Below are 26,616 nucleotides of genomic sequence, written 5' to 3'. Positions count from 1 at the left end.
CAACAACAGCACGCTTCTTACCTACAGGAAGATGGCTTATATCTCATCCGTAAGTTCTGCGTACTTAGGCTCACTGTCCCTGTCTCAATTCTCACTACTTCATACTGACACGAAAAATGGGTAGCAAAACCATTACCGGCCTCTTGTGCTTCACGGGCGGCGCCCTCACCGGAGCCGTCGTTGGACTGCTGTACGCCCCCGAAAAGGGCCGCGAAACCCGTAGCTGGCTGAGCTACAAGCTGGAAAAGTACCGCGAGAATCTGGCTGACCTTACGGAAAACCTAGTGACTAGCCGTTCGGATATTGGGCCATCTTCTGCCAAAAGTGAGGGCCAGCGTGTGATTCAGGATGCCAAGAGCAAGGCCGAGCAACTTCTGGGTGACGTAGACCAACTGATCCATCAAATCAACTCTCGCAAGACCATTTAATTTCACCTAGGCTGGTGGACAGTGACGCGGAACGGATTTCCGCAACCAGCCAAGCGCGTATCTGGTGCCGCTCCTTAGGGCTTGTGCGCATCAGGACTCGTTTGGCTCGTCGCGAAACAGGTTCTTGTGGCTTTCGCGCTACAATGCTACCGAAAGGCAACTGCCCATATACCTTGGTGAACTAGCGCTTTAGCGGACCAGTGCTTCAGGAAGAAACAAGCATAAGCTAGCAGATCTGTTGTTTATGCCGCTTTCTTCTTGAAAGCAACGCCCCCACTAACCTATCACCTCACTACCTCATATAGCGAAGCATATGCACCTTATCACCCTCATTCCTGGCGATGGCATTGGGCCAGAAATCACCAAAGCCGTGACCGATATTTTCACGGCGGCGCAGGTGCCCGTGCAATGGGAAGAGCAGAACGCTGGTCAAACCACTTTCGACCAGTCGGGCGAGCTGATTCCGCAGGCATTGCTTTCGTCGTTGGAGAAAAACCGGGTGGCCTTGAAAGGCCCTATCACGACGCCAGTAGGCAAGGGCTTCCGTAGCATCAACGTGACGCTACGCCAGAAGTACGACCTCTACCAGAACGTGCGGCCCTCCAAAACCACGGAAGGCATCGTGACGCGCTATGAGGGCATTGATTTGGTGCTGTTCCGCGAAAACACCGAGGGCTTGTATTCCGGGCTGGAAGTGTACGACGAGCGACTCGGCATTGCCGACTCCTTCAACCGGATTACCAAAGAAGGGTCGCGCAAAATCAGCCGCGCCGCCTTCGCCTACGCCGACCGCCACGGCCGTAAAAAGGTGACGCTAGCACACAAGGCCAACATCCTGAAAATGGCTGGTACCTTGATGCTCAATGCTTGCAAAGAAGCCAGCAATGAGTTTCCGCACATCGTATTCGAAGACAAAATCATCGACAACATGTGCATGCAGCTCGTCAACAAGCCCGAGCAGTTTGATGTAGTCGTGACCACCAACCTGTTTGGTGACATCCTCTCCGACCTCTGCGCGGGTTTGGTAGGTGGCCTAGGGGTAGTGGCAGGCGCCAACATCGGCGACGACATGGCTATCTTCGAGGCAGTGCACGGCTCGGCCCCCGACATTGCGGGCCAGGGCAAAGCCAACCCAACGGCGCTGCTCCGCTCGGCGCTGATGATGTTGCACCACCTGGGCGAGCACCAGTATGCTGACACCATCGAGAAGGCTCTGGAAGCCACGCTCAAAGACAAAGAGAAATGCACCGGCGACCTGGGCGGTAAAGCTTCTACCAGCGAATTCGCGCAGGCCATCATCAGCAACCTGGGAAAATAAACCGGCAGCTGCGTACGAGCCAACGCGAAGGATCCTTTTACAGTGGAACGACGAGGCAGCCACCACTCGTTCTATTGTGAAAGGATCCTTTATTGCGTATAACTGCGCAAAACAGACTGTCACTAACCTGTACTTTCAACCTAAACTTTGCGCCTCGCCTCCGGGAGGCACCCCTATTATCCTCATGAAACGTACCTTTTTCTCTGCCCTTATGCTTTCCGGCGTTTTGCTGGTAGGCGCCTGCAACACCGACAAAACCACCGAAGTGGGCGCCGAAGGCATGAACGCGGCAGCCACTGATGCTAGCGAAGCCGCCGCCAACCCTACCATCGACAACCCCAACGTGGTATCGGATACCGAGGTGCCCAACCCCAACGCCCCCGTTATGACCTTTGCTGAAAGCGAGCATGACTTTGGCGACATCAAGCCGGGTTCGGTGGTGAAGCACACGTTCGAATTCACCAACACCGGTAAGTCGCCGCTGCTCATCGAAAATGCAACGGCTTCTTGCGGCTGCACTACCCCCAACTGGACCAAAGAGCCGGTAGCTCCCGGTGCTAAAGGCACCATTGAAGTGCAGTTCGACAGCCATGGCAAGACGGGCATCCAAAGCAAGGAAGTGGCCGTACGCGCTAATACCTCGCCGAGCATCACCAAGATCAACATCAAGTCCAACATCCTGCCCGACGGCTCGCAAGGCCCGCTGGCGCAGTAAGTGAAAGCGCAGGGCAGCGGAGTAGTTAAGTAGTTGGCTTCTAATGGATAGTGGCCATTTACTTGAGTGCTTTGCCGCTCAGTTGCTTTTTTCTCAGGTACCTATTTACCCTAGTTTGTATGTTTCTTACGCTTCTCTTACAAGCCCGTCCCGCTGGGGAAAGCTGGGCGTCTTTTCTGCCGCTGATTGGTATTGCGGTAGTGATGTACTTCTTCATGATCAGACCGCAGCAGCGCAAGGCCGCAGAAGCCAAGAAGTTCCGGGAGTCTATTATGAAGGGCTCCACAGTTGTTACGATTGGCGGTTTGCACGGCAAGGTGCTGGACGTAAACGAAGACTCCGTTACGATTGAAGTGGACCGAGGTACCCGGCTGAAATTCGACCGCTCAGCCATTGCTCGGGAAGTGAAGCCCGCTAGGGAAGTAGTGAAAGGAGAATAACTGAAAAGCAACCAGTAACCGCAGCGTTGCCGGTTGCTTTTCGACTATACAAGGGTTTTCGCTGTTGTTGCTATGCCGCTCGTTCGCTCTGTTCGTCTGCTGCGCTGGTTTACCAGTCCGTTTCACGGGCAGGAGGGAGGCTATTGGCGAGCTGTGCTGGCATGCTTTCTGGCCGCTAGCACGTTTTGGCTGCTCAATGCGCTAGGTAAAACCTATACCACGCGTATTGTGTACCCGCTGGCCTGGCGCTACGACGATACGCGTTACATCCCAGTGCAGCCGCTACCAACTGAAGTAGCGGTGAACGTAACAGGCCGCGGTTGGAAGCTGCTGCGCAAACAGCTGATGCTGGACGTGAAACCAGCCGAAATAGCCTTGCTACGCAACCTGCCTGCTACGCGCTACGTGACGGGTGCTGCTGTGCGCCCGGCATTGCAAGCCGCTATGGAGGGGTTGCAGTTCAACTACCTAATCAGCGATACGCTGTGGGTGAGCTTCGACCAATTGGTTAGCCGCCGCTTGCCGCTGGTTTTGAGCCCCGCCTCTGACGGCTCCGCGCTACCTTATGCGGCTCGGTTCGAGCCCAAAGACATTGTATTCAGAGGCCCTGCCCAACAGGTAGACGCCTTGGCTGATCCGTATCCGGTGCATTTGCCGCAGGCGCCCGCCAGCAGTACCAACGGAACACTACGCGTGCCCATTGGTGGTCCGGAACTTGTCACAACGAATGTGCCTGAAGTGCAGGTGCGCCTTCAGCCGCGCCCGTTGGTGAGCGTGCCGGTGCGGGTGGTGCCCGAGTTGGAAGGCTTTCCTGATGGCCGCGTGTATAAATTGCAGCCTGCAACTGTGCAAGTGCTGCTGCAGTGCTTCACCGAAGACACCAGTAAACTCGACCGGAGCCAAGTGCGAGTGCAACTCCACTTCACTACCATCATGAGCCCCGATTCTACGTTGAAGCCCACTTTGGTTGAAGCGCCTGGAGTTACAAGGGGCAGCCGTATTCTCACTCGTGCCGTGCGTGTGAGCACCAAACAGTAGCCATGCTGCGTGCTGGGTTGCAGAGCAGGTAGGCACAATCTCAGAACAACTGATAACTGGAAAGCATGCTTCGTATCGGCATTACGGGTGGTATTGGCTCAGGCAAGAGCATGGTGTGTCGGCTGTTTCAGGTGCTAGGCGCCCCCGTTTATGATTCAGATGCGCGAGCAAAATGGCTAATGGGCCATGATGCTACTCTGCGAGACGAACTGACAGCCGCTTTCGGCCCCACTACCTTCGATAGCGCAGGGCAACTTGACCGAGTGTACTTGGCACGAGTGGCTTTCGCCGACCCCACGCAACTGGCCCGTCTCAACGCCTTAGTGCACCCCGCTGTCGGCCGGGATTTCGCGCTATGGTCGGCGGCGCAAGCGGCAGCAGGTTGCCCTTACTTGCTCAAAGAAGCGGCCTTGCTGTACGAGTCAGGTGCATATCGGCAGCTCGACCAGGTCATTACCGTCTTTGCCCCATTAGCTGTGCGCCAAGCCCGCGTGCTGCGCCGCGACCCACACCGCACCCCCGATGATATACTGGCCATCATCGGCAAGCAGATGAGTGAAGAAGAAAAAGTACAGCGTGCGCAACACGTGCTCCACAACGACGACGCCCACCTGCTGATTCCGCAAGTGGTGGCGCTACACGCTGCATTTAGCAAGCAGATAGCGCCGTAGCCGCATCGCTTGCTTACTCTTTGCCCCGGATGATGGGGCTGCGCTCGAAAGGCCGTTCCCGGTCGAACAGGTAGCGGTAGGTGATGTGCGTTTTGTAGATGCGCGCGCCAATGGAACGGATAGTGGCCAGCATGCGCGGGTTGAAATCACCAATCCAGTTCATTTCTATTTCTGAATAGCCGCTGCGCAAAAACTCTCGTTGGGCGTGCACCATCAGCGCGCTTTCCACTCCTTTGCCTTGCCACGCCGGCACCACCCCGAAGATAACCCCGAATAGCTTCTTGTCGGAACGCTGATTGTAGCGGCGCTTTTCCCACAGGAAACGTAGTTTGCCCCATAGGTTGAAGTTGCGGCCGACGTGCTTGAAAATCTGGTTCAACTCGGGCAAGCTCACAAAGAATGCTACGGGCTCGTCGCCGTGGTAGGCAAACCAAAGCAGACGGTCGTCGAGCACGGGCTTCATTTGCTTCACCAAGTCACGCGCTTTGTCCAAGGACATAGCCGCCACCCCGCTATGATTCACCCAGGCTAAGTTATAGACGTGGTGAAAGTCGCGGGCCATGCGTTCGGGGTCCTGCTTATTGGCGTGCGCAAAGCGAAAGTCGGGATGCTCTTCGGCATAGCGTGTGGCTGCTCGCTCAAAGGTTGGGTGCAACTGTAGGGCCACTTCGCGGTAGCAGGTGTACTGCTTGAAATACAGCTGAAAGCCGTAGGATTCAAAGAGTTGCTGATAATAAGGCGGGTGGTAGAACATACCATAATTTGGCTCAGTGAAGCCTGCTACCAGTAAGCCCCAAAACCGGTCCCGCTCCCCGAAATTGATGGGGCCATCCATAGCGGCCATGCCCCGCGCGCTGAGCCAGGTACGGCAAGCTTCGAACAGTGTAGTGGCCGCGGCTTGGTCGTCAATGCACTCGAAAAAGCCCATGCCGCCAGTTGGTAGCGTGGCATCGGCGTGGGCAGTGGCAGGGTTCACAAAAGCTGCTACCCGCCCAATCGTTTCTCCTGCCGCATCAGTCAGTATCCAGCGGATAACCGCTCCTTCCGCCAGGTTGGGGTTGCGTTTGGCGTCAAAAACGGCCTCAATCTCATTGTCGAGCGGGGAAATCCAGTGCGGATGCTCTCGGTAGAGCCGAGTGGGCAAGTCGAGGAACTGACGAATATGCGCGGGCGTGGTGACTTCGAGCAGAGGCATGAAAGGCAGCGGAAGGAAAAGACGGGTAGGCAAACGGCAACGATGCCGCAAAGATTACGGATAAGCAGACGTTCTATCCGCCCATAGCCTTTAAATTCTGTAGCAATGTGAAAACCAAAGCCTATACGCGGTAAGGCTGAAGACAGAATCCCTGAAGCCAACTAGCGCGACGGCACACTGTTGGGAGGAGGGGCTACTTCCCGTGGCGGAGTGGAAGGCAGGCGCTTGAACACCGATAGCACCTTCATCCCGCCCGCTCGAATAACATAAACTTCCGCCCCCAGTGAGTCGAGGTACGGCTTTGGATGCCAGCGGTAACCGGCCAAGTAGTAGCGGGCTGTGTAGTTGGGAGTGAAGCGCAAACGAGCCCGTTCTTCTGGCTTCAAAATCAATGAGTTGTTATAAATCGGGTAGTGCCAAAAGGCATTCACCGTCACGGTTTTAGAAGTGTCGTTGGCCAGTATCCATTCTAGGCCCTGTCTGTAGGAGAGGCACCAGTAATCGCGCTCGAACAGTTGCTCGGCAGTAGCACCGGGCAGAAAGCTGAAATACACGTTGGCATGCGGGTACATCTGTAGCATTCGGCCGGCCGTATGCACGGTTTCGAGGGCCGCCAGCCCCAGGACCGTGCCACTCACTACCCGGCGCCACCCGCGTTGTTTCGCAAGCCCCACCAGTGCTCTAACACCACGGACCGCCCATAGCAACAGCGCCGGATAGATGTAGTAGAGATGCCGCCAGCCTTCATATACCACTGTGTGAGTCAGCATCACCACCAATAGGGGCGCAACCAGCCACAGTGCCAACAGCAGATCAGTGCGGCTCTCAGGCGTGCGCAGCCACCAACTGATTCCCTGTCGCCAACAAGCACGAAGGCCAGTAAGTAATCCCCAGCCAGCTGCCAGCGAATACGGAACCGGTATCGTGACCAGCATCCAAACCGGAATGTAGTGCCAGGGTAGCTGCCGGGCTAGCAGGTGCTGGCCTAAGTAGAAGTTAGTGAAGCCCCAGGGGTAGCGCACTGCGTGAGAGGCCACCGACAGCAGCTCTGGCACGCTCCAAGCCCACAGATAAGGCCAGCCAGCCACAATACCTATCCCTGCCGTGCCCATATAGGTGCCCCCAAGCTGCCAGACACGCCGCGCTGTAAGCGTGGTGGTCGAGTTGAAACGGCTTTCTAGCAGCAGCCCTAGGGTGGTAAAAAGCAACAGCTGTAGCCCATGTACGCGCACGTCTACCACTAGCGCCGTTGTCAGGCCATGAACTACGGCCCGGCCTAGGGTCGGCTGAGCTAGCAGGCGCAACAACGTGTGCATAGCCAGCGCAAAAAACGCCATGTACACGATATCCTTGCCGTTGTAGAAGGCTTCCGCAAAGAAGCGGGGCGACAGTACCAGTAGCCCGGCGCCTAGCAAGCCCCAGCGCCAGTCTCGGAAGCGGCGCTGGCCCACTTGGTAAAGAGCCCATACGCCCACCACAAACACGCCGAACACCAACGAGTGCCGCACGATGTAGTAGGAGCGGGAGTCGTGGTCGGTGAGGAGGTAACTCAGTACAATAGCCGAAATTTCAAACACCGGACCGTGGTGGGCATCCGGGAAATTGCGGATGTCGGGCGTGGTGGCAGCCGCCGGAAACTGCTGCATCTGCTCGGCTGGCAGCACCAGGCTGGCTATGTATTTCAGGTTGACCAGTCCATTCAGGTGGTTGTTGGGCTCGTCCCAGGATACGCCATAGTCGCCAACTAGGAAAAGCCCTACTACGAGCAGCACACCGAAAAAGGCACTTACGCTACGCTTGCGGACTTCACTAAAAACGGGCATGATAGACTGACTGGGCAACACGTGAAGTACGTGGCAAGATTCGGCCAAACAAAGAAGCGCACGAAAGTCGTGAGAGCCATACTTTCCAGACAAGTACTCAGCAAACCGCCAGACAACCTATCAAAACTACCGACTATGCTATAGAGAGAATCGTAAGCAGCAACTTCACAAACCAACAGAAATGAACCAGGTAAGAACTTTAGCCTTGCCTTTGTCTGATGCCGTCGTGGTTGAGTTTGCAAGCTAAGGGCGTCTAAAAACTGATAATATTTTGATGCCGCCCGCTCTGATTACGTACACTTCAGGGCCAAGCGAGCTAAGATAGGAATCAGGCTGCCAACGGAAGTTGGTGATGAAGTAGCGGGATTTAGGAGAAGGGAAATAGTGAAATCTGGCTCTATCGGCAGGGTTAAGAATAAGCAAGTTGTTGTAGAGCGGGTATTGAGCCGGTGTGTGGATGGTGATGTGTGAGGAAGTATCGTGTACTGCAATCCATTCGAGGCCTTCTCGAAACCCAAGCCCCCAATAGTCGCGCTCCATAAGCTGCTCGGCTGTTGCGGGTGGCAATACGCTGAAGTATAAGTTCTGATAAGGATGTAGTTGAATCATTTGACCGCCGACGTACAGCGCGTTCAACCCAAATACTCCTACGCCCAGCGCACTGAGCTTCCAGGTGCTCTGCTTCTGCCAAACTGCTTCTGCCAGCACCTTCACTCCCCGAACTGCCCACAACAGAAGAGCTGGATAAATAAAATACAGATGTCGCCAGCCATCATAAAGCACTGACCCCAGCGCCACAACGATAATGACTGGGGCAAACAGCCACCCTGCTAGCAGCAATTCCAAGCGTACCGTAGCGCTACGCAAGCTGCCCCAGCCCTTGCGGCAGGCTTGGTAGAGTCCGGCCGCTAAACCAAGTAGTGCAACGAGCACATACGGCAGCGGCGTCGTGCTAACCAGCCATACCGGAATGTAGTGCCACGGCAGTTTCTCGACGGCTACATAGTGCCCAAGGTAGAAATTAGTCTTAGCAGGCCAGTTGAAATGACTTAAGCTTTGGTAGGCCTGCATGAAGTGTGCAACCGGATTGGTCCACAACGCCGGCCAACCAGCAACCACCAAGATAGCCGTCAGACCTAGGTACAGGAGCGCTAGGAAAAGCCAGCGCCGCGGAGAGGCTGTACGCCCGGGAACCGCCCAGCCTATTTCCAAGAGTATCATCCCAATCGTGAAAGCAATTAGCATGATGCCAGGTACTCGAATGTCAATAGCGGCGGCCGTAGCCACGGCGTGCGCTACCATTCGCCATGCAGTAGGCTGAGCTATGAACCGAAACAGGGTATACATAGCCAGAGCAAAGCAAACCATGAAGGGAATGTCTTTGCCGTTGAAAAAGGCTTCGGCAAAAAAACGTGGAGAAAGCACAAGCAGCAACGCAGCCAGCAGCCCCCACTGCCAGCTTTGGAAGTAGATAGTGCCCAACTGATAAAGCACCCACACCCCGCCTACAAACATGAGGAAAATCAGCAGATGCCGCATGTAAAAGTAGGTCTGCGAATCGCTGGGGGTCAGTAAGAACCCTAAGGCTGCTACTGGCAACTCGAACAAGACGCCGTGGTCGTTCTCATGGTAGTTGGCTAAAGGAGGAATGGCTGCCAGCTTTGGATTGCCACGTAGTAAGCCAGGGAACAGCAACTCCGCTACGTAGCGCCCATTTACGGCCCCATTCTGATGGTCGGTGGTTTCGTCCCACGAAACGCCATAGTCGCGATGCAGGCATAGGCCCAACACGAGCAGCAGGCTGAAAAAGGCGCCCACACTTACTTTGCGGGCTGTAGTGGATACGGACACGAGAAACGGCAAAAGAGACGATCAGCTGTTCCACACCCTGAGTGGCTAGCTTCTACTTTCTCTTGTTGTTGAAGATCTGAAACTCAGCGAGGCAGCATTTGTGCCAGTGGCACGAAGAAACCAAAAGCTCCAGAAACAAAAAAAGGACAGCCGTTATCGACTGTCCTTTTAAAGGGTGGGAGATACTGGGTTCGAACCAGTGACCCTCTGCTTGTAAGGCAGATGCTCTGAACCAGCTGAGCTAATCTCCCGAGGGGTATGCGTACTGTAAAAGTGGGAGATACTGGGTTCGAACCAGTGACCCTCTGCTTGTAAGGCAGATGCTCTGAACCAGCTGAGCTAATCTCCCAAGGGCGTTTCCCGTTTGGGATTGCAAATATGCAGGGTCATTTTCGATTACGCAACTCTTTGTGCGAACTTTACCTCCACAAATTCCTTTGGAGGGTAGACAAATTCGTTCAACTCTTTTAAAGTCAAGAAAAAGCAACCGATTGAAAAAGATACGGCGATTCACGTTTTATTTTCTGTTGGGCCTAGCAGTGGTGCTTGGCGGGGCAGTAGCGGGCGTGTGGTTGGGGCAAGACCGTATCATTGCCTTGTTCGTGCAGGAGGTGAATCACTACCTGCGGACCCCGGTAAAAGTGGGACGTATGGAGGTGTCTTTGCTCGATCAGTTTCCGCGGGTATCCATCACGCTGCACGAGGTACGGGTAAGCGGCTCGTTGGCGCAGGATACGGTGCCATTGGCTCGGGTCCGGCGGCTCTACTGTGCTTTCGATGCCTGGGACCTATGGCGTGGCCACTACCGCATCCGGGCCGTAACCCTGACCGATGGCCAGGTGTATGTCGGGCACGACGGGCAAGGCCGCCCCAATTACGACGTGATTCAGTATGACACCACATCTGCCCCTTCCGATAAGCCTTTGGCTTTCGGGCTGGAAAACGTGCAGCTCGCCCGCATCCATACCACCTACCACGACCAGCTGCGGCAGCAACGCTACACGGTGCAGGTGGAAAATATGAAAGCCGAGCTGGATGTAAATGACATGCTGGTAGACATTGCTGCCCAAGGCGATACGCACGTGGAAGCACTGCAAATGGGTTCCGATGCCTATTTCCGCGACAAAGCCTTGAAAATCAAGACGCGTCTGCGCGTGGATAGGGCGGCGCGGCTGGTTACCATCGAGCCTTCCGAGTTGAACATTGGGCGCGCCGCTTACGGCATAGCTGGTAAAGTCAGCTACCAGGGAGCCACGGACCTAGATGTGCGCCTAGACGGCCGGAATACGGATGTGCAGTCGGTGTTGGCGCTGTTGCCACCGCGGGTTGCCAACCGGCTAAGCGCCTACCGCAGCCGCGGCGACGTATATTTTGGTGGTACGGTCCGGGGTACGCTAGCGGGCGAAAACAACCCCCGGCTGGATTTTCAGTTCGGCTGCCGCAATGCATCCTTCTACCACCCCGACTATCGGCAGGCAGTCGAGCAGGTTTTCCTGACGGGGAGCTTCAGCAACGGAACCTCCCGCTCGGCGCGCACATCAGAGCTGGATCTGCGCGGGGTGCGGGGCACGTTACACGGCCGGCCTTTCAGTGGGAGTTTGCGCTACACCAACTTCCAGGACCCAAGCGTTGCATTGGAACTCAATGCCGACCTCGACGTAGCGCGGGCGCTGCGTTTCTACCCAGTGGCGGCCATACGCGGAGGAAGCGGCACCGCACAGCTAAAAGTCTCGTTTGCGGGCAAGATGAAAGAATTCCGCGCCAGCCCTGCTACAGCGGCCGTACAATCGACGGGCGAGTTGACACTGCGCGGAGTGCAGCTCCGGTTGCGCGACTACACGCAGCCGTTCTCCAACCTGAACGGCAACTTCGTGCTACGCCACAATGATGTGACCATCGGTAGCTTCACGGGCCGAGTGGGCGGATCTGACTTTCAAATGACTGGCGTGCTAGGAAATGCGTTGGGGTGGTTGCTTCTGCCGCGCCAGCAACTACTGATAAATGCCAACTTGGAATCCCGGCTGTTGAACTTCAATCAGCTGTTGAGTTTGCGGGCGAGCACCACCTCTGCGGCCACTGCCGCTGCTGCACAGCCCGGGGGCTATGGCTTCCGGCTGCCAACGAGCCTAGCCTTGAATCTGCGGGCGCATGCGCAACGCGTGCGGTTCCGGCGCTTCCGGGGGCAAGAACTACGCGGTACGTTCCGGATGCAAAACCAGGTGCTAAGCGCATCTTTGCTAACCGTGGCAGCCGCTGGTGGGCGTGCGAGCTTCCGCGGCACCCTTGACGCCCGCCAGCCTAGCTTGTTGCGCCTCAGTTCCAGCACCAGTTGTCAGCAGCTACCCCTCGACAGTCTGTTTTACGTGTTCGAGGACTTTGGCCAGCAGTTTATTACGGCCCGGCACTTGCGCGGCACTCTTACCGCCTCCGCCGAATCAGACATGTACTTCAGCGGGAGCTTGGACCCGCTTACCGACAAGCTGGAAGCTGAGGTGAAGATGACGGTGCGCAACGGCGAACTAAACAACTTCGCTCCGTTGCAAAAGCTGTCGATGATAGCCGGGCGAGAACGGCTTCGGGACCTCCGGTTTGCCCAACTCACGACGCCGGTTTATATCCAGAGCCGCACGGTGTATTTGCCGGAAATGGAAATTCGCTCCAACGTGAAGGCGGCTTCTTTGGTGCGCGTGACAGGCACCCACACCTTCGACCAGCAGATGGACTATCATCTGAGCATTCCTATTCTGCCTGGGCTGCTCTCCCGAGTGGTGCCCGGTAACAGCACGGCCGGGCCTAGCCTGCTGCTTGCTATTCAAGGGGATGAAGACAACTTCCGGGTGAGTTATGACCGTGCCCGGGCGCAAACTGCTCGCCAGCCTACCACTGCGCCTGCTGCTACGCGTAAGCCGGGCTTGCTGGATGGCTTGCTAAAGCCAGCTGCTTCGGGGGCAGCAGCTACTAGTACCACGCTACCAACGGAGCCACGCAAGCCGTTCGAAACGAAAAAGCAGCCCGAGAAGAAGCCTGCTCAACCCCAGACCGGAGAGTATTTCGATTTTTGAGTGGTCCGGGAGTAGTACGCCGCGGCCCGTTGCTGCCATAGCTGTGCTATCAGCGAAAAGCACTTGCTACACGAAGACGGGTTGCTGTGCAGATTCTGGAAGGTGGCCTGCGGTAGTGGTACGGCGTAGGCACTAACTAAATTGTGCTAGGTGCGTTAAGGGCATCAAGTGAGTATCCACCCTTTCCCTTGAAATACGCTATGAACAACGACCAACTTCTGCAGAACTATTCCGATCAGGAAAAAGCGGCTTACCTCAGCGTAATTGCCAGCTTGGCCTCCGCCGACCGCGAAGCGTCAGCTGCCGAAATCGAGTTTTTGCAGGCATTATCGCAGCAGGCGGGCCTCTCTAGCGGTGCCACGCAGCAGGTGCTGTCTGCTGCTCAGGATTCCACCAACCAGAGCGTTCAAGCCAACTTGGATGCACTCCGCAACAGTGACCTGCGGTTTTCCCTCGTAACAGACCTTATCAGCTTTGCCCGTGCAGATGGCTCGTATGCCAACGATGAGGAAGCTATGGTGAACAAGATTGCCTCGTACCTCGGCATCAATCAACAGCAAACACAAGCACTGGAGCAGGTAGTAGACCAAGCCTCCACGGTACCACATGATGCCAGCGACCCAGCCAAGCAAGGCTTTTTGAGCGGCATAACCAGCAAACTAGAAGGTGTAGGCATTCCAAAAGGCGCCTTGATGGCTGGCCTGCTTGGTGTAGCAGCCCCCATGGTTCTGTCACGCGTGATGGGCGGCCGGGGCCAGTCGATGGGCGGCGGCATGATGGGTGGTGGCACCATGGGCGGCTTGCTCAGCGGAGCCATGGGCGGCAGCTCTATGGGTGGCCTGTTGGGCGGGTTGCTCGGTGGCGGCCTTCTGAGCAGTGTGCTTGGTGGTGCAGGTGGTGCGCAAGGCAACTACGGTAACATGCCACAGCAAGGCTCTCACGTGGGTAGCGGCGGCCTCGGCTCGCTTATGTCTATTCTTGGTGGCCTGGGTGGGCAGCCTGGCTCGGCTCCACGCAGCGCCGGCGGCGGTGGCTTAGGTAGCTTGCTTGGCGGCGGTGGCGGCATGGGCGGTTTGCTCGGCGGCCTGCTCGGTGGCCGCTAAAGGCTATCCATTTGACTGTATACACAACAACGCCGGCTATTCCGTGAAGAGTAGCCGGCGTTGTTGTGTATACAGTCAAATGGAGGTGTGCAGCCAACAGGATGCCCGCTTAGCTCAGCGTAGGAGTGGCTGGATCTAGGCTAGCTGCGCCGTTGGAGAGTTGTACGATGGTGGTGCCTGCGTTGGCAAAATGTCCCCCATTGCGCTCTACTACCTCAATCAAGCTGTAGTTCAAGTCTTCTTTTGTATCGAGGTATTCGTCGTAGCTGTTGGTGTTCACGAAGTACTGCACGGTTACTTCCTTGGCCGTGGGGGTGAGAGCCGCAAACTTAACTTCGGCTGTTCCTTCCACCAGCGAGTGCGCTTCAATGGCGTTCCGGGCTTCTTCCACAATAGACCGAAGTTGCTCACTGGTGGTGGCTTGGCTTAAGCTTAGGGTAAAGCTTACGCGCCGGGCCGTCCGCAACGATAGGTTGTCGAGCGGCTTATCAATCATGCTTTTATTGGGTACAGTCACGTAGCTTTTCTCGGCCGTGCGCAGCCGGGTGCTACGGAAGCCTACCTTTTCTACGGTGCCCGTAATGCCGCCCACCGTTACCAGTTCGCCCACGGCAAAGGGCCGGTCGAGGAAGATGGTGAACGAGGCAATCAGGTTTTCCAGGCTCTCTTTGGCTGCGAAAGCCACCGCTAAACCACCAATACCCAGGCCCCCAATCAGAGCCGTAACGTTCACACCGAACACCCGGCTTAGCATCGCCAGAAACGTAACCGTAATGACCAACACCTTCAGTAGGTCTTTGGCAAAGGGAATGAGCTGGTTGTTGAGGTGCGACGGGGAAGACTCGGCGCGCCGCTGAAACACCATCACAGAGAAATCAATCACGCGCAATGCAATCCAGCCTACCCCCGAGAAAACCGCCAACTGGAACAGGCGGAAGAAAAACACCTTCAGGGCTGGCTCGTTGTGTTCCAGTTCGGAAGTCCGTACGGGGTAATCAAGGATCTGAAACGCAAAGTACGTGCTTACCAAGAAGATAACGACGGACAGCGGCTGCATGAGCAAGGCCTGAAAGTGCTGCTCCCCTACTCCCTCCGTCTTGGTGCGGATGAAGCGAAACAGCAGCTTCGACAACAGCTTGGAGAGCAGCTTTTTGAAGGCAAACCCGAACAGCAAAATGCCTACGCACCACAAATATGCCCGTACATCGTTGCCAAGGAAACGCTGATTGAGAAATTCGTGTAGAGCCATCACGCAATAGTTGAGAAATAAATAATAGTAGTACAAAATAGAGAGCTTACAGTTGGTTATATGGATTATCTGGCTCAGCGCGCCTCACTAAAACCATACCAATTGTACTGAGCTCATATTCTATACCAGTTGCCGCAGCGCCATTTCAAACGACTTTTGGGCCAAGCCCGTGATACCCTCGCCCTGCTGCCGAGTGCGAGCCAACGCCTGCCGAATCACCCGTGAAGTATCACCGAAAATAGCTTGGTCGGTAATTTCGGCGTTGGTTTCCATCAAGTAAGCAAACACGCGAGCCATGCCACAATTGGCCACAAAGTCGGGAATAACGGAAGTGTGCTGGTCGGCAAACTCGCCGGTAGGACCGAAAAAGATTTCCGGGTCCTGGAACGGTACGTTGGCCCCGCAGGAAATAACTTCCAGTCCGCCCGCAATTAGCTGCTCCACTTGGTTCCGCGAGACCAGCCGGGAGGAAGCCGCCGGAATAAAAATCTCAGCACCCGAATGCCACACCTGCTCGTTTATTTCCTCGAACGAAAGCAGGTTGTCGGCCGTGAGGGCGTTGCCGGCGCGGTTTAAAAACAGCGTCCGAATTTCTTCCAGCGTAAAGCCTTCCGGATTCAGCAGGCCGCCTGCTCTGTCGATGATGCCCGTAACGCGGGCGCCTTGGCTAGCGAGGTAATATGCGGCGGCGGCCCCCACATTGCCCCAGCCCTGCACAATGGCCCGCTTGCCTACCACCGACCGGTCGCCCCACAGTTCGTAGTAGTGGCGCACTGCCTCGGCCACGCCGTAGCCTGTAATAAGGTCGGCTACGGTGTACTTGCGGCGCAAGTCAGGCGTAAAGCTGGCGTCTTCCAGCACTTTTACCACCCCCTGGCGCAGCTGGCCTAGCTTCTGAATCTTCTGCGGCTCGGTGGCCCGGTAGTGGCCGTTTACGATGCCCTCCTGCGGGTGCCAAAGCCCGTAGTCCTCTGTAATCGGAATGACATCGTGGATTTCGTCTACGTTCAGGTCGCCGCCGGTGCCATAGTAGGCCTTAAGCAGCGGAATTACGGCCCGGTACCACCGTTCCAGCACCCCACGCTTGCGCGGATCCTGCGGGTCGAAGTTGATTCCCGATTTAGCTCCGCCAATAGCGGGTCCCGACACCGTAAATTTCACTTCCATGGTTTTCGCTAGGCTTTCCACTTCGCGCTTGTCGAGGCCTTTGCGCATACGGGTGCCGCCGCCTGCCGCGCCACCTCGTAACGAGTTGATAACCACCCAACCCTCTGCTTCAGTTTCGGCGTCCTTCCACTCAAAAACAATTTCGGGGCGTTTATTTTCAAATTTTGCTAGCAGCTCTTTCATGAAGAAAAGTGGGTGGGGAGAAGAAAAAACGGGGATTTTTAGAGAACAAAAGTACGCAGCCTGCGTTGAGCTTTCCCGTCTCTCTATTTCTAACGCATCCATTCTGAATGCTCACACGTTATAGGAGCAACCAAATTTTTTGTGGGGGATTTTCATCCGTAGGAACTCTTTCCATCAGAAATATCGTATTAGTTATATTCCTGACGGAACTGCTCTTTTTCATTTCCAGCCACCGTTGTCCATCAGTATGAAACCCTTGCTCTCACGCGTAGAATCCAAAAAAGTAGATAAGGCCGCTGCCATGCTCAAAGTATTGGCTCATCCTAAGCGCCTGGCCATTGTGGATTTGCTTGGTAAAGAAGATAAAATGACCGTAACGGAAATCTACCGTACGCTCGATTTGCCTCAGGCCATTGCTTCCCAACACCTGATTACTCTCAAAGACCGGGGCATCCTGTCGTCTTTTAAAGTAGGTACCAAAATCTATTACTCGCTCTCCATCCCGAAGCTCCTCGACGTTATCGACTCTTTGGAAGAGTGCTGCGATACCATGTAGCATCTGCTTCGGCGGTAACATCAGTTGCTTACGCAGCCGATTGAGAAGACCCTTGGTGTTCCAAAGGGTCTTTTCGCTTTTATGCTCGTTGTCTTGCGAATATCTTAGCTAAGGTGTGAGCATCGGCAGCAATAACCCCAACAATAAAGCCCCCGCTGCATGTACATGCAGCGGGGGCTTTATTGTTGGGGTTAACTCTGTAACGTGCGCTAGGGCAGCGTCAGCTAAGCTGCTGTAGGCTGGTTTTCGAGGTCGAACAAATCAGTGAGAACATCGATGAGTTGATCGGCTTCACCACGCTTGCAGGCAGCCTTCAGCTGGATGACGGGATGTTTGAGAATCTTCTGCATCAAGGACTTCGTTACTTCGTCCATGCGCCGAGTTTCTTCGGGGCTCATTTTCTTCTGGAAACGTCCCATTTCTTCCTGCCGAATCTGCTCCAAGGCATTCTTCAGCTTCTGAATGGTCGGCGAAACCAGCATCTCTTTGCTCCAGTCATTAAGGCCCGCTATGCTTTCGGCAATAATGGCGCGCACCTGTGGCACAGCAGCTAACCGGCGCTCCAGCGCCGCCGAGGCCTTGCTCTGAATAGCATCGATATTGTATACCAGTACCCCAGGCACAGTTTCCACTTCTCCCTCAATGCTACGTGGCACCGACAAGTCCACGAAGAACTTGTAGCTCAACACGTCTAGGTTGGCTACCAGGTCACGCGTGAAGAAAGGGGTAGGAGCGTTGATCGACGAAATAATAACGTCAGCATCCTTGAGGCCTTGCGCCAGGTTTTCGAAGTCGAGGACCTTGAGGCCGCACTCGCCGGCCAGCATAGCGGCCTTCGAGCGGGTACGGTTGCAGATGGTAACGTCGGTGAAGAACTTGCTGTCGCCGAAGTGGCGGCAAACGTCTTCGCCAATCTCGCCAAGGCCCACAATCAGTACGCGTGGGTTGGCTACGTCGGCCGTCAACTCTTCTACCAGCTCCAAGGCAGCATAAGAAGTGGAGGCAGCACCGTCGCGGAAAGAGGTTTCTTGCTGCACACGCTTGTTGGTGAAGAACACGGTGTGCAATAGGCGATGCAAAAACGGCCCGGCCGCGTCTTCATCAGCTGACCACTGGTACGCCTGCTTCACCTGGTTGCTGATTTGCAGGTCGCCAACCACTTGAGCGTCTAGGCCCATAGCTACCTCAAACAGGTGTTGTACAGCCTCGTCAGCGGAGTCCAGGATATCGAAGTATGGAAAGTACTGGCTGATATCGGTCAAGTGCTTGAGTTCACCCAGGGCGCTGATGATAGCGGGGCTCTGGTCGCGGTCGGCGGTATAGTACACCTCCGTGCGATTGCAAGTACTGAGCACAAGCAGGTCGGTGAGGGCCAGCTCGTGGTGAAGGGTATGCAGAAAGCGGCGGCAAGCAGCTTCGTCCAATGCAATCAGCTCGCGGATTTCCAGCGGAGCTTTTTTGAAGGACAAACTGACGGCCTTAAATGGATGGGGCATAGCGAATGGCAACTGCGATTGCAGGCGGCAAAATTACGGCACAAATCGATACTATGAAAACAGCGAGTTGCATCCGTAGGTTCATGCTTTTTTTAAACTTCGATTCTAGCGTATCAGCGCACATCAAGCAGATAAGACCTGATTAAAATCATGTAGTTATCCTGAATAGATACTAGCAAATTCGCGGGCTTGAAAGGGGAAACCAAGCAGGCAGTACCTTCGTTGTGCCTAGCCGTTCGCTACTATCACTCGTAGAGACGAGCAATTAGGTTGCTTGGTCTTTGATTAATCCGCCACCGCGCTTTCACTTCTTCTGTAACTCCCTTGATAGCCATTTACGACCAAAAATCTCGCATCAAGCTCCTGATTATAGCGGTGGCGCTTGTTATTGGGGCCGCCACCGTGATATACACCAACCTCTTGGTACAGCGCGTATCAGAGCGGGAACAGCAACAAATTGCCCTCTACGCCAAAACCCAGCGCTACATCATTAATACGGAGGAAGAGTCGAATCTGTCGTTTTTGATGGACGAGATTATTGATGCCAACACCACCATTCCGGTTGTGCTGGCTGATGGCTCCGGCAACATAGTAGACGCTAAGAATGTTGCTATTCCGAAGGGATTAGGAGAGAAAGCGACCCGAACTTTTTTGCAGCGAGAAATCTCGGTAATGAAGCTGCAACACCCTCCCATCATCATTGAATTAGGCGGCCAGCAACGAGGATATATTTACTACAAAGACTCGGCACTGCTGGCCCAATTGCGGACCTATCCGCTGGTGCAGCTGGCCGTCATAGCCTGTCTAGGCGTTATTGCCTACTTCGCGTTCAGCTACTCGCGGCGCTCCGAGCAAAACAGAGTTTGGGTGGGCCTAGCCAAAGAAACAGCCCACCAGTTGGGTACCCCGCTCAGTAGCCTGATGGCCTGGCAAACCTACCTGAGTGAAAGTGACCGGTTTAAAAACGAGCCGATAGTGGAGGAGCTGAGCAAGGATATTCGGCGACTCCAGATCATCACCGAGCGATTCTCCAACATTGGCTCGGTGCCAGTGCTGAAGCCTGAGAACATCTTGCGCACCACGCAAAATGCTATTTCTTACCTGCAAAGCCGGGTTTCCAAAAAGGTGATTTTCGAAATCAAAACCGATCTGCCTACTGATACGCCAGCCTTGCTCAACATTCCGCTTTTCGACTGGGTGATTGAGAACATCTGCAAAAACGCCGTGGACGCTATGGATGGCCGCGGAAGCATTACCCTGCACTTACGCCGCCCAGTGCGCGACAAGTCCTCTATCGCCATCGACATCACCGACACCGGCAAAGGTATTTCCAAGAGCCGGATCGACCGGGTGTTCTTGCCCGGTTACACCACCAAGAAGCGTGGCTGGGGCCTGGGGCTTGCGCTGGCTAAGCGTATTATTGAGAATTATCATCAGGGCAAGCTTTTCGTGAAGTGGAGCGAAGTAGGCCGTGGTACCACGTTTCGAGTGGTGCTAAAAGGGTAGCTGGGCTATCAGAGCCGAGGGTAGTAAATAAAATTTAACATATTTTATATAGGTCTTGCAACCACAACTTGCTGTGTTTGATCCTCATGGGGTAGAGCATGCTTACAAGTGGTTTCGAAGTGGAAATCAACGCTTGGTTGAGATCAGCTATTCAAGCTTAGTCGGCCCGATTGTTGAGTTATCCTACGTGTTTTTATTCATCATTTTTCATGTTTACCTATGAAGGTATTTTCCACTTTTGGTGGGGCGGTAGTAGCGGGGTTATTAACAAGTAGTATATCGGCTTTCGCTCAACAAACACCGTTGGCTTGGCAGCAGGTGCAGCGGTTCAGTGTGGGAACTACAGGCTTGCGAACTTCCACCACCGATGCTGCTGGCAACACGTATGTAATTGGCGGTTTTCTGGGCACGGCACAGTTTGGAAGCTCCACGTTCACTAGCCCTGCAAATAGCAGCGAAGGGGACGGTTTCTTGGCGAAACTAGATGCGCAAGGCGCTGTGCTATGGGCACGGCAGATAGCGGGCATCCGGTCGGAACATATAAATGGCGTAGCAGTGGACGCGGCCGGTACTGTAACCATTGCGGGTACCCTGCAGCACGCAGCTGTTTTCGATGCTACAACCACCTTGCAGGGAGCCTCTATTATCAGCAATGACTTATTTGTTGCGCGCTATGATGCAAACGGTACCGTATTGTGGGCGCGTAGCTACGGCGGCCCGCTCGATAACGAGGATACAATGACGGGCAGTGGGGTTGCCGTAGATGCTGCTGGCAATAGTTATGTAGCCGGCGGCTTACGTGGTACGGCTACAGTAGGTACTACCACTTTAAGTAGCACTGCTTCGCGGGAAGTGCCTGTGCTGCTGAAGCTAGCGGCTAACGGAGACGTAGCTTGGGTGCGCCAGGGACAACTAACAACCAACCCTTCGACCTCGCAGTACGGTGGAGGATCTACCGCTGTGGCAGTTGATGCCGCTGGCAATGCCGTCCTGTGTGGAAACTTTGACGGCAGCCTTAATCTGCAAGGCACTACTTTGCAGGCTTCTAGCACGCAGGGCCAAATATTTGTAGCGCATTTCGATGCCGCTGGCAATCTGCAATGGGCTCGACAAAGCACTGGCTCCACGAAAGCTACACCACATGCGGTAAGCTTGGATGCAGCAGGTAACACGTATATGGCAGGAGAGTATGAGGGCACCACCGCGTTTGGTTCGCTGGCTCTCGCCGCCTCAGGGCAGGGTACTGGTTATTTGGTGAAGTTCGACCCGAACGGATCAACCCAGTGGGCGCGTACCATTGGTGGCAGTCAGTACGCTACCGCTAAAAGCTTGGCGGTTACGCCTGCCGGTGATGCTTATATAACGGGCCAGTTCGAAGGCTCTACCTTATTGGATGTCGGTACTACTTTAACCAGCCAAGGCGGTTCGGATATCTTTATAACGTGCTACAGCACGCAAGGTGACTTGCGCTGGGCCCAGCAGGCGGGTGGTACCAATCCTGACACGGGCTCCGGCGTGGGGGTAGATGTAATTGGGCAGGTGTATGTGACTGGTACAAGTATCGGGCAAGCCACATTTGGCGCGCATACGATTAGCGGATACACTCCGTTTGTGGCGAAGCTTGCTGCGCAGCCATTGTCAACAACCGCCAGTGGTGGCTGGCGCAAATTGGCTTTCAGCCCAAATCCGGCCACCGAAGTTCTGCGTTTGTCGGGACTACCTGTTGGCACCAAGGTCGTGCTAGCTGACGCGTTGGGGCGCGCTGTCCGGCAGAATATTACGGTTGCTGCTGCCGCCGTCACCCAGGTTTCGGTGGCAGACCTGGTGCCCGGTACCTACTTGCTGCGCGCAACGGATCCGGCTGGTTTGCAATACAGTGGACGCCTTGTGGTGCAATAGAATACTGTAGTCTGTAGTTTCATACAGCAAACAGCCCGCTTCTCCTGTGCAGAGAGGCGGGCTGTTTGCTGTATAAACCGCAAGCAGTAAGGGCGCTTCTTATTCTTTGGCAGTAATTGTTTCGGCGGCTTCCTTGGCTTTCTTGGCCTCATTGCGGTTGGTTATTTCCACATAGCTGTTGCCGGTTACGCGTTTGCCATTGTGCGTGCCTTCTACTCGGCACATGCCTTCCCAGTAGTGCATCTTGATGCCCGCAAACAGTTTGAGCGTCAGCTCCTGGTCGGGCATGACGGGCGTGATGGTGAGGTCGTAGCCCTGGCTGGGAATGCGCAGGCGCCACTTGCTGGGGTAACGCAGCTTGGAATGCGGGCTGGTCCAGTAGTCGGTGGTTTCCAGCTGGAAGTCGGACTCGTTGAGGTGGTTGTTCTGCGCCTGTGCGCTATAATGTGAGCCGCCTCCAATGTGCTGGCCGGTGGCTTTGTTGTAGAGCTGATACGCCATGATTTCTTCGCGAGGCTCATCGAGCTGCACGCTAAACCAGTCCCAACCCAGGTCTTTGGTGGTCACGCTGTTGCAATTCCACTGCCGGTCGTACCACAGCTCACCTTCCACTTGCCGCGTTTTGCCGCCTATTTCCATGGTACCCGTGGCCGTGAGACGGGGGTAGCTATAATAGCCAGCTGTAGCGGTGGGACCGTACTTTTCGTAGCCGGTGCCGCTATGCAGAAGCACGGGTTTGGCGGGCGCAGTGGTGAGGTTGATGGCTTGGTCGGGGTGGGCGGCCATGCGGGCTTGCAGGTGGTAGCGGCCTTCTTGACCCGTGAGGGTCCAGTGCTGAGCTTTCTTGTCGGTAGCCAGATTGAGGGGGAGCGTAGGAGCTAGCAGCTGGGGCAAGCGTTCCACCTTGTAATCATAGCGGAACTGCTTCTGTTGCGGGTCAGTAAGGGCGAAGTTGACCATCTGCCAGTCCTTTTTGCCCGTGACGTTGAAATGGAAAAAGACGTATTCCACTCCAAAAGTCTCGCCGGTAGCTTTGTCTTTCAGATGCCCAGTGAAGTACCACCACTCCAACGAGTTTTGCTTATGGACGGCTTCTTCTTGCGGCAACTGGGCGCGCTCCGCATACACGTCGTGCTTGTTGGTGGGTTTGAGCGAGCAGCCAGAGGCCGTGAATAGCAGGATAAGAGTGGTAAGCAGCAAGTTCTTCATACCCCCGAATAAGGATTTTGGAGGCAGAAAGGTTTACGGCTTACTGCCGAAATGGTCGCGTCAGCTGGTACCACAAAGTTCGTGGGTGCCAAGGCCAAGGCTTCCGAGAAATGCCGCCCACAACAATCAGTTCCCCGCTTAGTTGCTGGAAGTCAGGCACAAGGGCTATAGTGAGTAAAGTAGGCGCCTCTGGGTAAATAGCCAGTTCTTGCCTTATGTAGCCGACAAAACTACATACGAGCAACAGGGGCGTTTTCCGGTCGAAATCAGCAGGTAGAACTAGCTCAAACGAACCATCAGCTTTAGTTGAAACGCCAAGTGTTGTGTTTTTTACCATTACCGTGATGCCCGGTAAAGAGTCGTGGCTTTGAGCATCCATAACTCGGCCCCTGATTACAACAGTGGCCACCGAATCGGGGGCAGTTGTTGCTGCTAAAATCTGCCCCTCACTGGCTGGTGCTATACCGGGCAAGTTGGGCTGAACACCGACGAGCGTAGACTGTTTTGCGTAGGTGGCGGTGGGGCTAACCTCTCGCAGTCCTAATATAGTTGCCATGGCCGCCACCCACACCTTCCAGCGGGGCGCAGGAACTGGCGGTACAAGCAACGGCCGCTGCAACTGGTCTTCCCGAAACCGGCCACATGGTGCACTGGTGTGCTGTAGCAACGCCAAAATCTCGGCGTCGGTCTTCTGCGTGAAGTCGATTACCACTTTGTTGCAGGCGGCGCAATGGCGACCTTGCGCCGCGGGAGTCATGGCGGCCCAGTTCTCATGGCAGGGCTGCGGAACGAAAAGGGTGGTAGGGGCAGACATCGGGTTGGTGGTAGGTTCACCTCTTTGATGCCGGGCCCCACCGGATTCCACACAAGCCAGATAAAATAGGTGGCACCGCGGTGCCCCAACAGAAGCGTAAGGGCACCACGCGCAACGGGTGTTTAGTTCAGCGGGGGCTTTTGTGGTGGTTCGTGCCGCACAATTTTGCCCATGATCTGGCCCCGGCCAGGTACCGATTCGAGGCGCACCGTAAGCGGAGCGGGAGCCGGCGAAACAGTTACGGGTACCACTTGCTGCTTGTGCACGAATGGGCTGCCCTGTACGCGCAGTTGGATGGTGTTCTGTGCCACCGCCGACCAGGCACTGAGCATGGTGAAGCTGAAGTTGCCTTGCTCATCGGTTACGGCACCATACGGCGTGTCACCGATGAATAGTTCGGCGCCGGCTATGCCCGTGCCGGTGGAATCGTCCAGAACGCGGCCCCGGATGGTCACTTGGCCTTTGGGGGCGTCGGCGTGAGTGTCGGCTTGCTCGGTGGCGCCGGTGGACGTTGAGTTGGCGGGGGCGGTAGTCTGGCAGGCGGTAAGCACTGGCTCTACGCCCAGCAACGTTACGGCAGCTACCAGCCAGCGGCGCCAGCGCGGGGTAGGGGTAGGGGCCGCAAACTGCCCGGCTCGGAAGTATCCGCAGATGGTGCCAGCAGCAGGGCGCGCCAGCCAGGCCACTACTTCGGGCTCGGTCATGCGGGAGAAATCAACTACCTCGTGTTGGCAGCTACCGCAGTGGCGGCCGTCGGCGGTGGGCGTCATGGCGGACCAGGACTTGGGGCAGGGCGAAGGAACAGAGAAGGCCATAAGAAACAAGAGTAAGTATAGCTACTAGATGACAGCGGCACTTAAATTCCACACGTAGCTCAAGGAAATGTACCGAAAAACCAGGCCGGAATTCAAACTGATAGTAAACAACTTCCACCTATCTAGCCATCCTTCCCACTCAAGGAGTGGGAGTTGATCTGCTAGCAGGCTGTGCAGCCGCCCGGCATTATTCTGTATCTTTTGCCCTCTCAACCATTATCCTGCTTTGTCTACCCCCCTTCCTCCTAGCCGCCTGACCGGCCTTTTTCGTCGCAAAAACCTCGACGACCTGTTGCTCAATCCGCCCGCCGACGCGGACGGTCATTCCACCGGGGGCGGCCTGGCCCGGCACCTCACCGTCCGCGACCTAACGGCGCTGGGCATTGCGGCTGTTATCGGGGCCGGTATCTTCAGCACCATCGGCAATGCCTCCCACGACGGTGGTCCGGCCGTGTCGTTGTTGTTCGTGTTCACGGCGGTGGCTTGCGCTTTCTCGGCGTTGTGCTACGCGCAGTTTGCTGCTACTATTCCCGTTAGTGGCTCGGCCTATACCTACGCCTACGCTTCGTTTGGCGAGCTGGCGGCCTGGATTATTGGGTGGGCCCTCATCATGGAATACGCCGTTGGCAACATCGTGGTGGCTATATCCTGGTCCGACTACTTTACCGGGCTCATGGACGGAATTGGCGTGCATATTCCCATCTGGCTGACCATGGGCATGCAAAGCGCCCACAAACACTACAACGAAGTGCTGGAGCTGATGCAGGCCAGCAAGCCCCTGGCTGATGCTACGCCTACGCAGCTGGCTGGCTATCAGGCCTGGGCCGCTGCGCCACAGCTGCCAGGCGGGTTGCGGTTGGTAATTGATTTGCCAGCGGGCCTTATCACCCTACTCATCACGGCAGTGGTCTACATCGGTATCAAGGAGTCGAAAAACGCTTCCAACCTGCTGGTACTACTCAAGCTGATTGTGGTGGCCACCGTTATTGGGGTGGGCGTGTTTTATATCAATCCGGCCAACTGGAGTCCTTTCGCGCCGAACGGAGTCCTTTCGCGCCGAACGGCGTGGGGGGCGTGCTCAAAGGCGTGTCGGCAGTGTTCTTTGCGTACATCGGTTTCGATGCCATTTCCACCACCGCCGAGGAGTGCAAAAATCCGCAGCGGGACTTGCCCCGAGCTATGATTTACGCCCTCATTATCTGCACGGTACTCTATGTGATTATCACGCTGGTACTGACGGGGATGGTGAGCTACAGCGAGCTAGGAGTGGGCGACCCGCTGGCGTTTGTGTTTCAGAAAGTAGGGTTGAACTGGCTGGCCGGCGTCGTGGCGGTGAGTGCCATCTTTGCCATGGCGTCGGTGCTGCTGGTGTTCCAAATTGGGCAGCCCCGTATCTGGATGACCATGAGCCGCGACGGTCTGCTGCCGCCGGTGTTTGCCCGCGTGCACCCCCGGTTCCACACGCCTTCGTTCAGCACCATCGTTACGGGCTTCTTTGTGGGCGTGCCGGCGATGCTCCTCAACATGGATCTGGTTATCGACCTAACCAGCATCGGCACGCTGTTCGCCTTCGCGCTAGTATGCGGCGGCATCCTGGTAATTGACCCGTATGGTAACTCGGATGCTCGTTTCAAGGTGCCCTACATCAACGGGCAATTTCTGGTGCCGCTCCTGATGCTGGTGGGGGTGGCATTGGTAGTTACCTACAACCAAGCTGGTATTCAGGAGTTTCAGAAAGCGCTGAGTGGGGGCTACGAAGAAGCTCGTCATTATATTCCCATGCTGGTGTTCCTGCTGTTTTGTCTCGCGCTGGCGTGGCTGTCGTTCCGCAAGCGCCTCTCGTTGTTGCCCACGCTGGGTTTGCTAACTAACCTCTATCTGATGACGCAGTTGGGGGTAAACAACTGGCTGCTGTTTTTCGGCTGGCTTATTATCGGGCTGGCGCTGTACTTCAACTACGGCTACAAGCACAGCAAGCTGCGGCTGAAACACATGCCGACCGGGCGCTAAGTGGTGCATTGTATATGGCCTTTCGCACAAGCCCGCTACCTGGTTCAGGTGGCGGGTTTGTCGTGTAG

Annotated in this window: 20 protein-coding genes, 2 tRNA genes and 1 pseudogene; 12 read left to right on the top strand and 11 right to left on the bottom strand. The window is 55.6% G+C overall.

The genetic code is table 11. The features are described from left to right. Nucleotides 1-116: 116 nt before the first annotated feature. The 6 genes from MTX78_RS21875 (at nucleotide 117) to coaE (ending at nucleotide 4,610) form a co-directional block, all read left to right on the top strand. Complete coding sequence (locus MTX78_RS21875; RefSeq protein ID WP_243798329.1) at nucleotides 117-428, top strand: YtxH domain-containing protein; 312 nt, start codon at nucleotides 117-119, stop codon at nucleotides 426-428. 313 nt (nucleotides 429-741) lie between these two features. Continuing rightward, entirely contained in the window at nucleotides 742-1,746 is a 1,005-nt protein-coding gene (locus MTX78_RS21870) for an isocitrate/isopropylmalate dehydrogenase family protein (RefSeq protein WP_243798327.1), read from the top strand. A 184-nt stretch (nucleotides 1,747-1,930) separates the two neighbouring features. Further along, nucleotides 1,931-2,461 (top strand): DUF1573 domain-containing protein, encoded by a 531-nt coding sequence (locus tag MTX78_RS21865; RefSeq protein WP_243798326.1) that lies wholly within the window; start codon nucleotides 1,931-1,933, stop codon nucleotides 2,459-2,461. A 119-nt stretch (nucleotides 2,462-2,580) separates the two neighbouring features. Beyond that, nucleotides 2,581-2,901: a preprotein translocase subunit YajC gene (gene yajC / locus MTX78_RS21860; protein ID WP_243798324.1), complete on the top strand. Its 321-nt coding sequence runs from the start codon at nucleotides 2,581-2,583 to the stop codon at nucleotides 2,899-2,901. A 72-nt stretch (nucleotides 2,902-2,973) separates the two neighbouring features. Continuing rightward, on the top strand, nucleotides 2,974-3,939 hold the full coding sequence (locus tag MTX78_RS21855; protein ID WP_243798322.1) for a YbbR-like domain-containing protein: 966 nt from the start codon (nucleotides 2,974-2,976) through the stop codon (nucleotides 3,937-3,939). Between the two features lie 65 nt (nucleotides 3,940-4,004). Continuing rightward, nucleotides 4,005-4,610, top strand: a complete 606-nt coding sequence (gene coaE / locus MTX78_RS21850; RefSeq protein ID WP_243798320.1) for a dephospho-CoA kinase — start codon at nucleotides 4,005-4,007, stop codon at nucleotides 4,608-4,610. Nucleotides 4,611-4,623: 13 nt separating this feature from the next. On the opposite strand, the gene MTX78_RS21845 is transcribed toward coaE, so the two are convergent. The 5 genes from MTX78_RS21845 to MTX78_RS21825 form a co-directional block, all read right to left on the bottom strand. Further along, entirely contained in the window at nucleotides 4,624-5,805 is a 1,182-nt protein-coding gene (locus tag MTX78_RS21845; RefSeq protein ID WP_243798319.1) for a GNAT family N-acetyltransferase, read from the bottom strand. 161 nt (nucleotides 5,806-5,966) lie between these two features. After that, the gene (locus tag MTX78_RS21840; RefSeq protein WP_243798317.1) at nucleotides 5,967-7,628 is read right to left on the bottom strand and encodes a hypothetical protein; all 1,662 of its coding nucleotides are present in this window, start codon (nucleotides 7,626-7,628) and stop codon (nucleotides 5,967-5,969) included. Between the two features lie 243 nt (nucleotides 7,629-7,871). Continuing rightward, entirely contained in the window at nucleotides 7,872-9,479 is a 1,608-nt protein-coding gene (locus MTX78_RS21835) for a glycosyltransferase family 39 protein (RefSeq protein WP_243798315.1), read from the bottom strand. 176 nt (nucleotides 9,480-9,655) lie between these two features. Beyond that, nucleotides 9,656-9,730 (bottom strand) — tRNA-Val (locus MTX78_RS21830). A gap of 23 nt (nucleotides 9,731-9,753) precedes the next feature. Beyond that, nucleotides 9,754-9,828, bottom strand: a tRNA-Val gene (locus tag MTX78_RS21825). A gap of 142 nt (nucleotides 9,829-9,970) precedes the next feature. On the opposite strand from MTX78_RS21825, the gene MTX78_RS21820 reads away from it, so the two are divergent. Further along, nucleotides 9,971-12,541 (top strand): AsmA-like C-terminal region-containing protein, encoded by a 2,571-nt coding sequence (locus MTX78_RS21820; protein WP_243798313.1) that lies wholly within the window; start codon nucleotides 9,971-9,973, stop codon nucleotides 12,539-12,541. Between the two features lie 188 nt (nucleotides 12,542-12,729). Beyond that, the gene (locus MTX78_RS21815; protein WP_243798311.1) at nucleotides 12,730-13,644 is read left to right on the top strand and encodes a TerB family tellurite resistance protein; all 915 of its coding nucleotides are present in this window, start codon (nucleotides 12,730-12,732) and stop codon (nucleotides 13,642-13,644) included. Nucleotides 13,645-13,753: 109 nt separating this feature from the next. On the opposite strand, the gene MTX78_RS21810 is transcribed toward MTX78_RS21815, so the two are convergent. Both MTX78_RS21810 and MTX78_RS21805 read right to left on the bottom strand, forming a co-directional pair. Next, nucleotides 13,754-14,893, bottom strand: a complete 1,140-nt coding sequence (locus tag MTX78_RS21810; protein WP_243798310.1) for a mechanosensitive ion channel family protein — start codon at nucleotides 14,891-14,893, stop codon at nucleotides 13,754-13,756. A gap of 120 nt (nucleotides 14,894-15,013) precedes the next feature. Continuing rightward, nucleotides 15,014-16,243 carry a Glu/Leu/Phe/Val dehydrogenase dimerization domain-containing protein gene (locus MTX78_RS21805; RefSeq protein WP_243798308.1) on the bottom strand — a complete coding sequence of 410 codons (1,230 nt, stop codon included), beginning with the start codon at nucleotides 16,241-16,243 and terminating at the stop codon, nucleotides 15,014-15,016. A 247-nt stretch (nucleotides 16,244-16,490) separates the two neighbouring features. Here MTX78_RS21805 and MTX78_RS21800 point away from each other — a divergent pair, with 247 nt between their 5' ends. Further along, nucleotides 16,491-16,799 (top strand): ArsR/SmtB family transcription factor, encoded by a 309-nt coding sequence (locus MTX78_RS21800; protein WP_243798306.1) that lies wholly within the window; start codon nucleotides 16,491-16,493, stop codon nucleotides 16,797-16,799. Between the two features lie 224 nt (nucleotides 16,800-17,023). Here the strand turns inward: MTX78_RS21800 and hemA are convergent, their stop codons facing one another. Then, nucleotides 17,024-18,295, bottom strand: coding sequence for a glutamyl-tRNA reductase (gene hemA, locus MTX78_RS21795; RefSeq protein ID WP_243798304.1), 1,272 nt, complete (start codon nucleotides 18,293-18,295; stop codon nucleotides 17,024-17,026). A 324-nt stretch (nucleotides 18,296-18,619) separates the two neighbouring features. Between hemA and MTX78_RS21790 the strand changes: the two genes are divergently transcribed. Both MTX78_RS21790 and MTX78_RS21785 read left to right on the top strand, forming a co-directional pair. After that, entirely contained in the window at nucleotides 18,620-19,801 is a 1,182-nt protein-coding gene (locus MTX78_RS21790) for an ATP-binding protein (RefSeq protein WP_243798303.1), read from the top strand. Nucleotides 19,802-20,020: 219 nt separating this feature from the next. Then, nucleotides 20,021-21,700: a T9SS type A sorting domain-containing protein gene (locus MTX78_RS21785; protein WP_243798301.1), complete on the top strand. Its 1,680-nt coding sequence runs from the start codon at nucleotides 20,021-20,023 to the stop codon at nucleotides 21,698-21,700. A gap of 99 nt (nucleotides 21,701-21,799) precedes the next feature. Here the strand turns inward: MTX78_RS21785 and MTX78_RS21780 are convergent, their stop codons facing one another. The 3 genes from MTX78_RS21780 to MTX78_RS21770 form a co-directional block, all read right to left on the bottom strand. Beyond that, on the bottom strand, nucleotides 21,800-22,909 hold the full coding sequence (locus MTX78_RS21780; protein WP_243798300.1) for a lipocalin family protein: 1,110 nt from the start codon (nucleotides 22,907-22,909) through the stop codon (nucleotides 21,800-21,802). Between the two features lie 40 nt (nucleotides 22,910-22,949). After that, nucleotides 22,950-23,723, bottom strand: coding sequence for a carboxypeptidase-like regulatory domain-containing protein (locus MTX78_RS21775; protein WP_243798299.1), 774 nt, complete (start codon nucleotides 23,721-23,723; stop codon nucleotides 22,950-22,952). 122 nt (nucleotides 23,724-23,845) lie between these two features. Beyond that, on the bottom strand, nucleotides 23,846-24,538 hold the full coding sequence (locus MTX78_RS21770; protein ID WP_243798297.1) for a carboxypeptidase regulatory-like domain-containing protein: 693 nt from the start codon (nucleotides 24,536-24,538) through the stop codon (nucleotides 23,846-23,848). A gap of 289 nt (nucleotides 24,539-24,827) precedes the next feature. Between MTX78_RS21770 and MTX78_RS21765 the strand changes: the two are divergent. Beyond that, a pseudogene (locus MTX78_RS21765) lies at nucleotides 24,828-26,548 on the top strand (amino acid permease). Nucleotides 26,549-26,616 lie beyond the last annotated feature (68 nt).

The sequence above is a fragment of the Hymenobacter tibetensis genome (genome assembly GCF_022827545.1).
GTDB lineage: Bacteria > Bacteroidota > Bacteroidia > Cytophagales > Hymenobacteraceae > Hymenobacter > Hymenobacter tibetensis.
Note: the sequence above shows the minus strand (reverse complement) of the source record. Positions and strands in the feature narration are given on the sequence as shown.